Origin of the sequence: Pacificitalea manganoxidans (assembly GCF_002504165.1) — a bacterium.
Taxonomy (GTDB): Bacteria; Pseudomonadota; Alphaproteobacteria; order Rhodobacterales; family Rhodobacteraceae; genus Pacificitalea; species Pacificitalea manganoxidans.
On sequence record NZ_CP021404.1, the window covers coordinates 2,348,952 to 2,364,174 of the forward strand.

Sequence of the window (15,223 nt, forward strand, 5' to 3'; positions counted from 1 at the left end):
CTCTCGAACAAGGCCAAAGGCCGCGAGAGCGAGCGCCTGCCCGTCCCCACGGGCTGGCGCTTGGCCACCTCACGCTGACCTCGGAACGGAGAGGAACACGGCACCATAAAACACACCGGCCCCACCCCAGCAGCGCCACCCCACGGGCAGGCTCCCGTTGCACCACCCCCCAAACAACAAAGGCGCGCCCATCGCCGGGCGCGCCTTTCCTAAGCTGCCGAACCGGGGTCAGTTCGTGATGATCTCCGGCCCCATCAGGCTGATCGGTAGCGCGGTCGACAGCCATGGCACATAGGTGATCAGGATCAGGAACACGAACAGCACGGCAAGGAACGGTGCCGCCGCGCGGACCACCCGCATCATCGGCATCCCCGCCACGCCCGAGGTGACGAACAGGTTCAGCCCCACCGGCGGCGTAATCATCCCGATCTCCATGTTCACCACCATGATGATGCCCAGATGGATCGGATCGACCCCCAGTTCGATCGCGATCGGAAAGACCAGCGGCGCCACGATCACGATCAGGCCCGAAGGCTCCATGAATTGCCCGCCGATCAGCAGGATCACGTTCACGATGATGAGGAACATGATCTTGCCGAACCCCGCCGACAGCATCGCCTCGGCGATCTGCTGGGGGATCTGCTCATCGGTCAGGACGTGCTTGAGGATCAGCGCATTGGCGATGATGAACATCAGCGTGATCGTCAACTTGCCCGCATCCAGCAGCGTCGCGCGGGTGTCGCGATGCACGAACGCGGTGAGCAAAGTCCACGGCTTGCGCAGCACGCTCGATTTCGCTTGGCCGTCCCGCGCGGCCAGCGGCCCCATGTCGCGATAGACGAAACATGCCACAAGGAACGCATAGACCGAGGCCACCGCCGCCGCTTCGGTGGGGGTAAAGATCGCGCCGGTCACGCCCGGAATGCCGTAAATCCCGACCATGATGATGACGATCAGCATCAGCCCCCAGAACGCATCGCCGAAACTGGCGCGGATCTCGCCCCAGCCCAGCCACTCGCCCTTGGGCATGTTCTTGATGACCGCCATGACATAGATCGTCGCCATCAGCATCAGACCCGCCAGCAGCCCCGGCACCACACCGGCAAGGAACATCCGCCCCACCGACACATCGGTCGCGGAGGCATAGACCACCATCACGATGGACGGCGGGATCAGGATGCCCAGCGTGCCCGCGTTACAGATCACGCCAGCGGCGAAATCGCGGGTGTAGCCGACCTCTCGCATCGCGGCGATCACGATCGTCCCGATTGCCACCACCGTCGCGGGCGAAGACCCCGAAAGCGCGGCAAAGATCATGCAGGCGAACACGCCCGCAATCGCCAGACCGCCGCGCATATGGCCGACGCAGGCGATGGAAAACCGGATGATCCGCTTGGCCACGCCGCCCGTCGACATGAACGACGACGCAAGGATAAAGAACGGGATCGCCAGCAGCGTGTAATGCCCCGCCATCGCCTGATAGAGCGATTGCGCAATCGAGGCGAGCGACGTGTCCGAGAACACGAGCAGAAACACGATCGAGCTCAGGCCCAGCGACACCGCGATCGGCACCCCGATCAGCAGCAGCCCGATCACCATCGCGAAGAGAATAAGCACGTCCATGGCAGATCAGTCCTTGCCGGTTTGGGGGTCGTGGAGATGGGTGGCCGACAGGTCTTCGACCGCCTCTTCGGCCTCATGGCTAACGATCAGCCCGGCACGGCGACCGGTGGCGATCTCGACCAGCGCCTGAACGGTGCGGAACACGATCAGCGCCACGCCGAAAGGCAACATCGCATAGGGGATGAAGCGCGGCAGCTTCTCGTATTCTTCGCCCATGTTGAACATCGGCTCGATAAATCGCAGCCAGTCCGGCATCGGGATCTGCTCGGTCTCATACCACGCCTGATCGCGGGTCTGCTGGAACCCCGTCGGGAACCACCGCCCCGAGGTCTGATCGAACCCGCCGAACGGCGCCCAGTAATCCCACGCGCCCTTCATCAGCAGCAGCGCATAAACGACGCACAGCGCGGCCCCCAACAGGGTCAGCATCTTGCGCGGGCGCGGGCCGGTCATGTTCAGGATCGCATCGACGCCCAGATGCGCGGTGATCTTGAACGCGTAGGAGATGCCGAACAGCACCAGCCACGCAAACAGCACCAGCGTCACCTCCAGCCCCCAGATGAGCGAACTATTAAAGACGTAGCGCAGCACCACATTGGCAAAGGTGACAAGGGTCATAAGCCCGAGAAGCGTGGCAATCGCCGTCTCCTCGAAACTGTGCACCACCCGGCCAAGACCGGAGCGCGGCATGTATCTGGCGGACATGGAAACGCCTTTCTTGCAGATAACCTAGAACCTGACCCGTCCAGCGACGGCCCAAGCGGGAAGCGGGCGCCCCCGAACCCAAACCGCCCTGCCCGGCAGGGCGGAGCGGTCAGGCCCAAGGGGGCGAAAAACTGATCCGTCGGCGCAAGGCCGGACGGATGTGAGCGGCGCCGTGGACCACGACAGGCCCGACAAAGGCGCGCGCCACACCGGCGCAGCACCACCGGATCGGCGCGGCCCGGCAAATCGGCGCGGCCCGGCGGCGCAGCATGGCCCCGGCGCAGCCACCCCGAAGCAGCGGAACGGCACGCCCCGGCACGCAGGACACTCAGCCCCTCCGCCACCGCGAGCCGCCCAAGACGGCCCTTCACCCGCCCGGCACATCATCCGCGCGCGCCGATCGGATCGCAGCGGTCAGAACCTCGGCAACCCGCAGAAGGGCGGGCGCGCCAACCCTTCGGACTTCAGTGACCCTTCAGCCAGCCCCCGACCGTTGCCGCTGGGCTCAAACAGATGCCAGCCACCCCACAAAACAGGACCGGGGCGCAAGGGGGATCGCGCCCCGGTCCCAGCCTGTTCCGCCGCACATCGGGGCGCGTGGCAGAACCGGCTACCTCATCAGGCGGGCTCAGGTGGTAGATGAAGATCGCGGTGCAACCCGCTCATATCCAACCCTGAAATCGACGAACCGCAGGCAACGCCCCCGGCCCGCCACACCGCCTTTGCGCTTACATCTGCGCGTTGATGTCCTGCGCGGCCTGAATGTTCTCGGCGCCGACATCGCCCTCGAACTGCTCCCAAACCGGCTTCATCACATCGACCCAGTCCTGCCGCTGCTCGGCGGTCAGTTCCCGGATGGTGCCGCCCGCGTCGAGCACGGCCTGACGGTTCTCGGCATCCACATCCGCGATTGCCGCGTTCCGCTCGGCGGTGACTTCGTGGACGATGGTTTCCAGCTGATCGCGCAGATCGGCGTCGAGGCTGTCCCACCAATCCACCGAGGTCACGAGCATGTAGTCGAGCACGCCGTGGTTGGTCTCGGTGATGCCGTCCTGCACCTCAAAGAACTTTTGCCCGTAGATGTTGGACCATGTGTTTTCCTGCCCGTCGACAACGCCGGTCTGCAGCGCGCCATACACCTCGGAGAAGGCCATCGGCTGCGGGCTGGCGTCGAGCGCTTCCATCTGCGCGACCAGCACGTCAGAAGGCTGCACGCGGAATTTCAGACCAGCGGCGTCGCCCGGCTCCAGCAGCGGTTTGTTGGCCGAAAACTGCTTCAGCCCGTTATGCCAGAAATCGAGCCCCAGCAGACCGCGGCGGGTCATAGATTCCTTCATCGCCTGACCGGCTTCGGAATTCTGGAACGCGTCGACGGAGTCCATGTTCTTGAACATGAAGGGCAGGTCGAAGATGCGGAACTGCTTGGTGAATTTCTCGAACTTCGACAGCGACGGCGCCGCCATCTGCACGTCGCCCTGTAGCATCGCCTCCAGCACCTGATCGTCGTTATAGAGCGTGGAGTTGGGGTAAACCTCCATGCAGGCCTTGCCGTTCATCTCCTCGTTGACGCGGCTTTGCAGCAGCGACGCGGCGATGCCCTTGGGGTGCTTGTCAGTGTTGGTGACGTGGCTGAGCTTGATCACCATTTCGCCCGCCTCGCAGCTGGCAGCAGCAGAACCTGCGGTAAAGGCCAGCGCCAGCGCGGCAGCCGAGGCCGAAGCAGTAAAGGTCGCGATTTTCATGAATGTCCTCCCAGACAGAATATAGACGCGCCGGGGCAGCCCGCAGCAGGGCGCGAACCCGGTCTGCGGCTATAAGAGCCGCGCACCCCTGCCCGGCCAAGCGGCATCTCCGGGCTACGCAAAATTTGTTGATTATCTATTAATCACAAAGGCATGGCGCCGATCACGCCAGATCACGCGCCGATCACTGCGCTGCGATGTGCGGAAATCCGCACGCGCATCCGCAGCATTGTGCGGAAAACCGCACAGCTGCCAGCCCTGCGCCGGATGCATGCCCGCCCTGCGCGCACCTCAAGTCCCACCGCGATTCTCTTCCGCTCACGCGGGGCGGAAATCCTCGGGCTTCAGGTCATGACGGGCCAGTTTGTCGTAAAATGTCTTGCGCGGCAGCTTCAGCGCCTCCGCCGCCACCGCCGCCCGGCCCCCGGCCTTGTCCAGTGCCGCGATCAGCAGCGCGCGCTCCACCCGCGCCAACTGCTCCGCCAGCCCCAGATCCTCCGCCGGGGCCGTTTCCCCCAACCCCATGGCAAAGCGCATCGCCGCGTTCATCAGGCTGCGGGCATTGCCGGGCCAGTCCTGCGCCATCAGCCGCGCGGTGATCTCCGGGGTGATCTCGGGCTCTGGCAGGTTGGCCTGTTCGCAGGCCTGCGCGACGTAATGACGAAACAGGATCGGGATGTCCTCGGCCCGCTCCCGCAGCGCAGGCACCCGCACCCGCATTCCGTCCAGCTTGTAATACAGATCATGGCTGAACCGCCCCGCCGCCGTTTCGGCCTCCAGATCGCGATAGGTGCCGGCGATGACACGGGCGCGCTGGTCGGCGGCATGGCCCCGGTCCAGCAGGTCCAGCAGCGCCAGTTGCGCGTCGGGCCTGAGCGCCGCCACCTCGTCGATGAACAGGCTGCCGGTCCCCGCCTCGGCCAGCGCATCGGCCAGCCCATCCGGCCCCAGCGCCGCCGCCGAGCGTTTGACGAACGGGCGCGCCGCCTCGCGCGACAGCAGGTGGATGACCTCCGCCACCTTCGATGTGCCGGAGCCGGGCGCGCCCGCGACCAGCACCTCGGCCTTGGTGCGGGCCACCGCGCGCACCTGTGCGCGCAACTCCTCCGCCAGTGGGCTTTTGCCCGCCAGCATCCGCGCCGCCGCGTCGCCGCGCGCCAGTTCCCGTTTCAGCCTGCGGTTTTCCAGCACCAGGGCGCGGGCCTTCAACGCGCGGGCGATCACCTCCAGCAGATCCTTGGGCGCGCAGGGCTTCTCCAGAAATCCGAAGGCCCCGGCCTGCATCCCCTGCACCGCCATCGGCACATCGCCCTCCCCGGTCAGCAGGATCACCGGCAGTTCCGGATCGCGCGACAGCGCCAGTTCCAGCAGCGCGAACCCGTCTTTGCCCGGCATACGGATGTCAGACACGATGATCCCGGCGAAATCCGGGCTGATGTGATCCTTGGCCTCGATATAGCTGCCGGTCAGCACCGGCGTCAGGTCCGCCAGTTCCAGCGTCTGCCCCAGCGCCTCGCGCACCGGGGCGTCATCGTCGACCAGCAACACGCGGGTCAGGCGCGGCGGACCAGTTCGGGCGGACCCTGCGCGTTCTGACGCCGCCGCCGTGGCCCCGGCGCGCGGGCTGCGGGCGTCCGAGGGGCCTGCATGGGACTGGTCTGCGCCGTGATGGCCCGCATCGGGCTGGGGTGCACCGGGATACGTCGCGGGCGGGCGGGCGGCGTCGGCTGGGGTCATGCGGCGGTCTCCAGACAGGCGGGGGTCAATTCGACAGTGAACAGCGCGCCGCCCTCGGGATGGTTCGCGCCCCGGATCGCCCCGCCGAAACTTTGCACCAGCCCATAAGAGATCGACAGCCCAAGGCCCATCCCCTCCGAGCCGCCCACCTCCTTGGTGGAATAGAAGGGATCGAAAATCCGGTCCGGCGCGGCGATCCCAGGCCCCGTGTCGCGCACCGACAGGGTGACCGGGTTGCCCGGCGTGATCGCCAGATGTAGCTGCCGCGCCGGGCGGCCCTCCATCGCGTCGAGCGCGTTCGACACAAGGTTCATCACCACCTGCTGAAGCCGCACCTCGCCCCCGCGCACCAACACCGGCGCAGGCGGCGGCACCCAATGCAGCGCAACCCCCGTCGCGGCCAGCCGGGCCTCCGTCAATTCCAGAACCGAGCCGACCACCGCGCCCAGATCGACCGAGCGGATCGGTTCCCGCTCCTGCCGGGCAAAGGCGCGCAGGTTCTTGATGATCCGCCCCATCCGCCGCGACAGGTCCGCAATCCGGTCAAGGTTCTGGCGGGCGATATCGAGCTGGCCCCGCTCCAGATAGGCGACGGCGTTTTCCGAAAATGACCCGATGGCCATCAGCGGCTGATTCAATTCGTGGCTGATGCCCGCCGACATTTGCCCCAAGGCCGACAGCTTGCCCGCCTGCACCAGATCGGCCTGCGCCTGTTTCAGCCGGGCTTCGGCCTCCTGCCGCTCGGCCACCTCCCGGCGCAGGCGGGTGTTGGCGGCGGAAAGCTCGGCGGTGCGGGCGCTGACGCGGGCCTCCAGCGCGGCATTGGCGCGGGCCTCGATCGCCAGCCGGTCCGACAGCGCGCGGCGGCGCTCCGACAGCCCCCAGAGCAGCACGCCAAAGACCAGCACAACCGCCCCCGCCACCGTCGCCTGCAACAGCGCCATGCGCCGCGCCGGTCCAATCGCGGCCAGCGCCTCCCCCGTCATGCCAATGGCCGGCAGGGGCCGGGTCAGATGCACGGCGCGCGCGGGCAGATAGGGCCCCGGCGCCGAAAGCTGCCAGATCTCATGCCCGGCCAGACGGGTCACCTCATGTGCGGTGAACGGCGCCAGCCGCAGCCCGCCATATTCGCGCGTGCTGAGCACCGGCGGCGGGTCCAGCGGGCGGGTCGAGAGCAGCATCTCGCTGCGATTGGTGGCAAAGACCACGCCGCGCTGGTCGGTAAAGAAGACCGCCATGCCATCGCCGCGCCATTCGGCCTCGATCGCCTCGATATCGGCGGTGACCAGCACGACACCCTCGACCGGCCCATCAGGCACGAAGACCGGCGCGGCAAAAGTAAAGATCCGCCGGTTGCGGGCAGCGTCGATGCCGTGATCGATCCCCAGCGCCCCGCCAAGCGCCCGCGCCACATGAGGCAGATGCGACAGATCCCCCGGCACCGCCGCCCCGTCCGACGCCGACAGCCCACGCCCCGTCGCATCCAGCAAGGCGATCTCCAGCGATCCGGTTTGATCGGCGGTTTCGGTCAGCGTGGCGGCGGTGGGCTCTGCGCCGATCTGTCCGCGCAGCCGTGCGACCAGCGCCGGGTGATCGGCCAGCAACACCGCCAGTTCGCGAAACCGCGCCAGTTGCCCGGTCAGCCGGTCGGCGGCGAGCGCCAGATCGGATTCCCCCCGCCGCGCGACCTGCTCGACCCCCGATGTAAGCGCAAACCACCACACCCCCCCGGTGACGGTGGCAAGCGTCAGGGCCAGCAGGACGAAAGCCTGTAGCCGGGGAATGGGCGCGCGCAGCATGACGGCTGTTGTAGCGCGACGGACCGGGATCGGGCAACGGGGCGGGACAGCGGGTTCCGGCGTGGGCATGCCCGGAGGGCGGGGGCGCTTTCGCACGGGGGATGTCCGGCGTGGAACAGTGAGAGCAACAGAAGCCTGCCCGTGGGCTGGCGCAGGAACGACTGATCGGTGCGCTTTATGCCAGCCAAATCCTTCCCCGCCCAGAGGTCAGCGCAAGGTGGCAAAGCGCCAGCACGGGGGACGGGCAGGCGCTCGCTCTCGCGGCCTTTGGCCTTGTTCGAGAGCGGGTGCGCTGAGATCGAAGGTCGCTAGACGTAGGAATGCCGGGCGTGACGTCAGCCTGCCCGGGGGATGGCGCTGCTACGGATGAGCGGGTGTGCTTTATCCCCAGCCAAGTCCCTCCCCGTTCTGATGCCAGCGCAAGGGGCCAAGCGCCAGCCCGGCGGGGCGGGCAGGCGCTTGGCTGCGCGCTTCGCCTGTTCGCGGGCGGGGGCACTGAAGTCTGAGGTGAACACGCACAGCCATTTCGGACGCAGGCAGGATGGGGGTGGGTCGTTTGGGGCGGTCGTGGCCTTGACGGATTCGGGTCACGGGGGCTGACCCATTGTTTCGCACGCGAAACAATTTACGGGTCGTTAGGGCGCGGGCGCGCGTATTTTGGCGGGGATTGGCCGGCGGTGCGGGGACGGCGCGCAAGGGTTGTGAAATTTAAACCTGTGGTCCGGACAGCCTCCCCGCGACCGCCGCCGCCTGCGCAGGCACAAACGAAAACCCCCGGACCGAGGGTCCGGGGGCGGATCTGGGGCCGGGCGTCACGGGAAGCATGTGGCTTCCCGGAACCTCGACCTGAAACGGCGCGGAGCCTGCAGCCACGCGCGGGGCACGGGTTGGACGCCCGGCCCCACTTCACGTCATTTGGCGGCCATCGCGGGCTGGTGGCAGAGCGCGCCGATCATTTGGCTGCCGGACCGATCATCATGACCATCTGGCGGCCTTCCATCTTGGGCATGTTCTCGACCTTGCCCAATTCCTTGACGTCGGCGGCGACGCGTTCGAGCAGGTCACGACCCAGATTCTGGTGTGCCATTTCGCGGCCACGGAAGCGGAGCGTCACCTTCACCTTGTCGCCGTTCTCAAGGAAACGGACGACGTTGCGCATCTTGACTTCGTAGTCGTGATGATCGGTGTTGGGCCGGAATTTGACTTCCTTGACCTCGATGATCTTCTGCTTCTTGCGCGCCTCGGATTCACGCTTCTGCTGTTCGTATTTGAACTTGCCGAAATCCATGATCTTGCAGACCGGCGGGGTCGCATTGGGGGAGATTTCGACCAGATCGAGACCGACCTGCTGGGCCAGTTCCATGGCGCGTTCCGGCGTGACAACGCCGACGTTCTGGCCTTCGGGCCCGATCAGCCGGATTTCGGAAGCCCGGATGCGTTCGTTGACGCGGGGGCCTGTGTCACGCACCGGCGGGGCGTTATGGGGTCTGCGGGCGATGGCTGTGTTCCTTTGTCCAATTGCCGTGAAGTCGCGGGAAAATACTCTTCCGACGCGTTCTGTTCAACCCATCAAATGCCGTGTGGGTTCCGGGAATTGGAGGTTTGGAAGGGATCGGGGCCGATGGGGGGACCATGCCGCCCGGATCGGCACCAGACGCCCACAGTCCCGCCCGGAGCCGCAGGTGCGGCGTGGCGGGGTGTGGGGGCCAACTGCCCCCACGACCGCGGGGGGCAGGTTCAGCGCGGTCCGGGGGGATTGGCGCACCCGGACCGGGCGACGGGCGACGCCCATTGATCCTGCGTTAACCGACGAAGGCTTTCTCGACCACATATTCTGCGGGGTCGGAATTGGCCCCCTCGCGCAGGCCGTAGCCTTCGAGGATTTCCTTGATGTCGGTGTTCAGCCCCATCGAGCCGCAGACCATCGCGCGGTCGGTCTCGGCGGAGATGCTGTCAATGCCCAGATCGGCGAACACGGTGCCGTTGCGCAGCAGGTCGGTGATGCGGCCCATGCGCGGGCTCTCTTCGCGGGTCGTGGTGGGGTAGTAAGTGAGCTTGTCGAGCCCATCGCCCAGCAATTCCTGCATCATCTCGTCGCTGCGCAGGCTGTCGACCAGTTCACGACCGTAGTCGAGTTCGGCCACGTCGCGGCAGGTATGGGTCAGGATGATCTGGTCGTAATTCTCGAACGTCTCGGGATCGCGGATCAGCGAGGCGAAGGGCGCGATGCCGGTGCCGGTGGCAAAGAGCCACAGACGTTTGCCGGGCAGCAGCGCGTCATGAACCAGCGTGCCCACGGGCTTGGGCCGCAGGATCAGCTCGTCGCCGGGCTGGATATGTTGCAGCCGCGAGGTCAGCGGGCCGTCCTGCACCTTGATCGAGTAGAATTCCAGTTCCTCGTCCCAGCTGGGCGAGGCGATGGAATAGGCGCGCAGCAGCGGCTTCTGGCGTCCGGTTTTGGGATCGGGATCGCCCATCAGGCCGATCATCACGAATTCCCCGGAGCGGAAGCGCAGCGATTGCGGGCGGCTCACGCGGAAGGAAAACAGCCGGTCGGTCCAATGCTTGACCGAGGTCACGACCTGCGCGTCGGGCAAGGTCGGAGTGGCCTTTGGCGAAGGCGCGGCGGAAGTGGCGGGGGTGGCGTCGGTTTGGGTCACGGGTGTCTGCTCGGTCATCACATGTCGCGGAACGGGTTCCGCGCCTTTCGATCAGAGTTTCGGGTCAAACGGAAGCGGGCAGCTGTGCCGCACCCGATTTTTCGTTAGTGTGCATACAAATTCAGCGCCGGTCCAGCCTTATTTTGCGGGAGCGCCGGGAAAGCGGGCGATTGCCGACCGCCCTGCCCCACATGCGGCGCCGTGCCTGCCATGCCCCAGGGGAACAGCGGCGCGGGCGCGCAGCGGTGCGGCGGGCCGGATCAGCCGCGCAAGCGGGACTGGTAATCGTGAGCCTGCCAATCAGCGCGGAACAGCCATTGCGGTTCCGGCTGCCGGGCGGCAAGCGCGTCGTCGATTTCGACCTCGTCGAAACCACAGCGGCGGGCCATTGCGTATTGGTCCGCGATCACATGGCCCTTGGCGCGCAGACGCCCGGCAAAGCCCATGCGGCGCAGCGCGCGCGCGATGGTAAAGCCGCGCCCGTCGGCGGAGGACGGGAAATCGACGCGGATCAGGTCCACGCCGTCCAGCCGACCTTCCAGCGCGGCGGGGTCAGTGTCGGAGGCGAGATCAAGCGCGAAGGCGGGCGCGCCGACCTCCTGCCCGAGCGCCTCGACGCTGTGGAACTCGTGGGACCAGTCTTCGGAGCCGAAGCCCGTATCGGTGACGATCACGCTCATCTGCTCACTCCTTGGCGGCTGTGGCGGCTGCCGGGGCCGCGATCGGGCCGCGCACGGCGCGCCCATTGACGAAATGGATGCCGCATTCGACCTTATCCGAACCGCGCCAGCGGCCTGCACGGGGGTCTTCGCCCGCCCCCACCGGCGTGGTGCAGGGCGTGCAGCCGATCGACGGATAGCCCTTGGCCACCAGCGGATGCCGGGGCAGGTCATGGTCCGCGATATAGGCTTTCAAATCCTCGGCGGTCCAGTCCGCCAGCGGATTCACCTTGATCCGGTCCCCATCCAGTTCGAAAGGCTCCAGCGCAGCGCGGGTCGCGGCCTGAAACCGCTTCCGCCCCGTGATCCAGGCCGAAAAGCCGCCAAGCGCCTGCTCCAGCGGGCGGGCCTTGCGCAGATCGCAGCAGGCGGCGGTGTCGCGCTGGTGCAGCGTGTCATCGGGATCCGCGCGGCGCAGGGCTGCGGGATCGGTGCGGGTGACACGCACATCGGTCAGGCCAAGCTGCCGCGCCACATCGCGCTGGTAGTCCAGCGTTTCGGCAAAGAGCAGCCGGGTGTCGATGAAGATCACCGGATAGGACGGATCGATCTGCGACATCAGGTGCAACAACACGACGCTTTCGGCCCCGAAGGAGGAGACAAGCGCGCCGTCACGGGTGGCGGGATCGCTCAGCGCGAGGCGCAGGATGTCCTGCGCGCCAAGGCCACGGGCCTGCGCGTTGAGCCGGGCGACCGTATCGGCACGCCCGAATTTGCGGTCATCAAGCGGCATCTTTCACCCTTTCTTCGGGATAGAGGGCTGCTTTGAACGGGGCCATGCCAAGACGGCGGAAAGCCTCGATGAAGGTTTCGTCGGCGCTGTCGCGCAGATCGACATAGGCCAGCACCAGCCGCTCGATCGCGGGCACGATGTCCTCGGCGGAGAAGCCGGGGCCTGCGCGTTCGCCCAGAGCGGCGGTTTCGGTCGCGTCGCCGCCGAGCGTCACCTGATAGTTTTCGACGCCCGCGCGATCCAGCCCGAGAATGCCGATATGGCCGACATGATGGTGCCCACAGGCATTGATGCAGCCCGAAATCTTGATCTGCAGCGGGCCGACCTCGTGCTCGATCTTCAGCTCGTCAAACCGCGTGGCGATCTGCTGGGCGATCGGGATCGAGCGGGCGGTGGCCAGCGCGCAGTAATCCATGCCGGGGCAGGCGATGATGTCGGACACGAGGCCGATATTGGCGGTGCCGAGGCCATAGGCCGCGAGGATTTTGTGCACCTGCGGCAGATCGGCTTTGCGCACATGCGGCAAGATCACGTTCTGCTGGTGGCTGATGCGCAGTTCGGAATGGGAGAACCGCTCGGCCAGATCGGCCATGACGCGCATCTGTTCGGCGGTGGCGTCGCCGGGGGTGGCGCCGTGGGCCTTCAGCGAGATGGTGACGATGGCATGATCGGGGTGACGATGCGCGGTCAGGTTGGTATCAGCCCAAGCGCGGAACACCGGATCGGCGGCGTAGGCGTCATCATAGGCCCCTGCCCCGCCGGAGGTCAGTTCGGGCAGTGCGAATTGCGCCTGAATTCCGCGCAGCATCTCCTGATCCACGCCGGAAAACTCGGGGCGGATTTCGGCGAAGCGCGCCTCGACCAGATCGCGGATCGCGTCGATGCCATGCTCATGCACCGTGATCTTGATGCGGGCCTTGTATTTGTTATCGCGCCGGCCCAGCCGGTTGTAGACATGCACGATGGCCTCGCAATAGGGCAGCAGATCCTCGCCCGGCACGAAGTCATTGATAACCTTGCCGATCATCGGCGTGCGGCCCAGACCACCCCCGACAAGGATGCGGTAGCCGATCTCGCCCCCGTCGTTGCGCACAATCTGAATGCCGATGTCATGGGCCTTGATAACGGCGCGGTCATGTTCGGCCCCCGTGACGGCGAATTTGAACTTCCGCGGCAGGAACTGAAATTCTGGGTGATCGGTGGACCACTGGCGCAGCAGTTCCGCGACGGGGCGCGGATCGGCGACCTCATCGCCCACGGCCCCGGCGAAGTGATCGGCGGTCACGTTGCGGATGGTGTTTCCCGAGGTCTGGATCGCATGCATCTGCACATCGGCCAGCGCCTCCAGCATGGCGGGCACGTCTTTCAGCTCCGGCCAGTTATACTGGATGTTCTGACGGGTGGTGAAATGGCCATAGCCCTTGTCCCACGTCTCCGCGATATAGGCGAGCTGGGTCATCTGGCGCGCCGACAGCGTGCCATAGGGGATCGCCACGCGCAGCATGTAGGCGTGCAATTGCAGATAGAGCCCGTTCATCAGGCGCAGCGGCTTGAATTCATCCTCGGTCAGCGAGCCATCGATGCGGCGGGCGACCTGCTGGGAAAATTGCGCGACGCGGGCGCGGACGAACTGCTCGTCGAAATCGGAATAGCTATACATGATCAGACCTCCGCGGTGTCGGTGGCGGCTTGCTTGCCGTGGCGGTAGTTGGACGGGCCGGTCGCGCGGAACACTTCGCGGAAATGCACCGGCTCGGGGCCATCGGGGCCACGGCGCGCATCGGCGAGATAGACGCCGACGACGGTGCCGGGCTGGTTGGCCTCCAGCAGACGGATCTGCGCGTGGGCCTCATCCTCGATCAGCTCGGCCTCGGTATGGGCGCGGGTCCAGCGGTCATCGGCGGTCAGATAGACGACGTCGCCTTCGAGCAGGGCGTTGGCGGTGACGACCTTGGGGGTGAATTGGCGGGCCATGTCAGGCGAACTCCTTGAGGGTCGTTTCAGAGCGGGCGGGCGCGGGCGCGGCGGCCGTGGCGCGGGCGCGCGGCGCCAGCCCGTAGAGAAGGATGGCGGGACCGGCAACATCGCCGGACTCCAAGGTGGCGGGCAGCGCGGCGAGCGTGGTGGCAATCACCTGCTCATCCGGGCGGGAGGCATTTTCAACGATGGTCACGGGCGTTTCCGGCGCGGCGCCATGCATCAGCAGACGGCCCTGAAGGAACCGCGCACCGCGCTTGGCCATATAGAGGGCCGCCACCTCGCCCGGACGCGCCAGCGCGCGCCAGTCATGTTCGGCAAACCCCTTGACGTCATGGCCGGTCAGCAGCCGCACCGCGCTGTTGCGCCCACGCCGGGTCAGCCCCTGCCCGATGCCCGCCGCAGCCGCAGCGGCCGAGGTCAGGCCCGGCACGATCTGCCATTCGATCCCGGCGGCATCGCAGGCGTCGAGTTCCTCATCCAGCCGCCCGAAGACGCCCGGATCGCCGGATTTCAGCCGCACCACATGATGACCGTCCTGCGCATGGCGCACGATCAGGGTGTTGATTTCCTCTTGGGTCATGGCGGGGCCGAACCCCTGTTTGCCCGCATCGACAAGGATCGCCTCGCGGCGGGCCAGTTCGAGGATCTCCTGCGGCACCAGCCGGTCATGGATCACGACGTCGGCGGTATCGAGCAGGCGACGGGCCTTCAGCGTCAGCAATTCGGGATCGCCCGGACCGGCCCCGACCAGAGCGACGCGCCCGGCAGAGGTTTCGGACGCCAGATGGCGGTCCAACATGCGGTCCAGCGCGGCGGGCAGCGCGGTTTCGCCTTCGGCATCGAGCGCGACGAGGCCCTCGCCGAAATAGTAATCCGACCAGAAATCCCGGCGCGGGCGGCCCTCGGGGAGCGCCTCGGCGGCGGCGCGGAAGGCTTTGCCGATGCGCGCCATCAGACCCAGACGCGGGTTCAGCCGCTCTTCCAGATCGCGTTTGATCGCGCGGGCCAGCACCGGGGCCGCGCCTTCGGTGCCGATGGCCACGCAGACCGGATCGCGATCGACGATGGCGGGGGTGATGAATTGCGAGTTTTGCAGATCATCGACCACATTGAGCAGCACGCCCGCGGCCCGGGACAGTTCGGCGGTGCGGGTGTCGCGCGCGGCGTCTTCGTCGGCGGCATAGACCAACGCCGCGCCGGGCAGATCGGCGGGGGCCAGCGCGCGGGGATGCAGCGCCAGCAGGCCCTGCGCCGCCCAAGCGACGATCTCATCCGACGGCTCAGGGGCGAACACGACGAGATGCGCTTCGGTCTTCATCAGCAGGCGCAGCTTGGCCATCGCGGCCTCACCCCCACCCGACAGCAGGACCGTGCGGCCCTTCAGGTCGAGGAAGATTGGGAAATGTTGCATGACGGGCCTGCCTGATCGGTGTTTCGTTCTCCGCTCTATATAGAATTTTGTCCTTGCAGACGGCCAGTATCCTTGGGAAATAAGGAAAACTGTTCCAGCAGACGCGCCGGAGCG

The 15,223-nt window shown here is 66.6% G+C and carries 12 protein-coding genes; all 12 read right to left on the reverse strand.

Features of this window, described 5'->3' with window-relative positions:
• Positions 1-228 precede the first annotated feature (228 nt).
• The gene (locus tag CBW24_RS10630) at positions 229-1,623 is read right to left on the reverse strand and encodes a TRAP transporter large permease (RefSeq protein ID WP_088661654.1); all 1,395 of its coding nucleotides are present in this window, start codon (positions 1,621-1,623) and stop codon (positions 229-231) included.
• A 6-nt stretch (positions 1,624-1,629) separates the two neighbouring features.
• Positions 1,630-2,328, reverse strand: coding sequence for a TRAP transporter small permease (locus CBW24_RS10635; RefSeq protein WP_097373562.1), 699 nt, complete (start codon positions 2,326-2,328; stop codon positions 1,630-1,632).
• A 728-nt stretch (positions 2,329-3,056) separates the two neighbouring features.
• Positions 3,057-4,070 (reverse strand): DctP family TRAP transporter solute-binding subunit, encoded by a 1,014-nt coding sequence (locus CBW24_RS10640; protein ID WP_088661652.1) that lies wholly within the window; start codon positions 4,068-4,070, stop codon positions 3,057-3,059.
• Between the two features lie 318 nt (positions 4,071-4,388).
• Positions 4,389-5,807, reverse strand: coding sequence for a sigma-54-dependent transcriptional regulator (locus tag CBW24_RS10645; RefSeq protein WP_097373563.1), 1,419 nt, complete (start codon positions 5,805-5,807; stop codon positions 4,389-4,391).
• Positions 5,804-7,606 (reverse strand): sensor histidine kinase, encoded by a 1,803-nt coding sequence (locus tag CBW24_RS10650; RefSeq protein ID WP_097373564.1) that lies wholly within the window; start codon positions 7,604-7,606, stop codon positions 5,804-5,806. The genes CBW24_RS10645 and CBW24_RS10650 overlap by 4 nt, the downstream gene beginning before the upstream one ends.
• 952 nt (positions 7,607-8,558) lie before the next feature.
• On the reverse strand, positions 8,559-9,074 hold the full coding sequence (gene infC, locus CBW24_RS10655) for a translation initiation factor IF-3 (protein WP_232529718.1): 516 nt from the start codon (positions 9,072-9,074) through the stop codon (positions 8,559-8,561).
• Between the two features lie 334 nt (positions 9,075-9,408).
• Positions 9,409-10,284 carry a ferredoxin--NADP reductase gene (locus tag CBW24_RS10660; protein ID WP_097373565.1) on the reverse strand — a complete coding sequence of 292 codons (876 nt, stop codon included), beginning with the start codon at positions 10,282-10,284 and terminating at the stop codon, positions 9,409-9,411.
• A gap of 242 nt (positions 10,285-10,526) precedes the next feature.
• Complete coding sequence (locus CBW24_RS10665) at positions 10,527-10,946, reverse strand: DUF934 domain-containing protein (protein ID WP_088661648.1); 420 nt, start codon at positions 10,944-10,946, stop codon at positions 10,527-10,529.
• A 4-nt stretch (positions 10,947-10,950) separates the two neighbouring features.
• Complete coding sequence (locus CBW24_RS10670) at positions 10,951-11,718, reverse strand: phosphoadenylyl-sulfate reductase (RefSeq protein ID WP_097373566.1); 768 nt, start codon at positions 11,716-11,718, stop codon at positions 10,951-10,953.
• Positions 11,708-13,378, reverse strand: a complete 1,671-nt coding sequence (locus CBW24_RS10675) for a nitrite/sulfite reductase (RefSeq protein ID WP_097373567.1) — start codon at positions 13,376-13,378, stop codon at positions 11,708-11,710. The genes CBW24_RS10670 and CBW24_RS10675 overlap by 11 nt, the downstream gene beginning before the upstream one ends.
• A 2-nt stretch (positions 13,379-13,380) precedes the next feature.
• Positions 13,381-13,692, reverse strand: a complete 312-nt coding sequence (locus CBW24_RS10680; RefSeq protein ID WP_088661645.1) for a DUF2849 domain-containing protein — start codon at positions 13,690-13,692, stop codon at positions 13,381-13,383.
• Between the two features lies 1 nt (position 13,693).
• Positions 13,694-15,109, reverse strand: a complete 1,416-nt coding sequence (gene cysG, locus CBW24_RS10685) for a siroheme synthase CysG (RefSeq protein ID WP_097373568.1) — start codon at positions 15,107-15,109, stop codon at positions 13,694-13,696.
• Between the last annotated feature and the right edge of the window lie 114 nt (positions 15,110-15,223).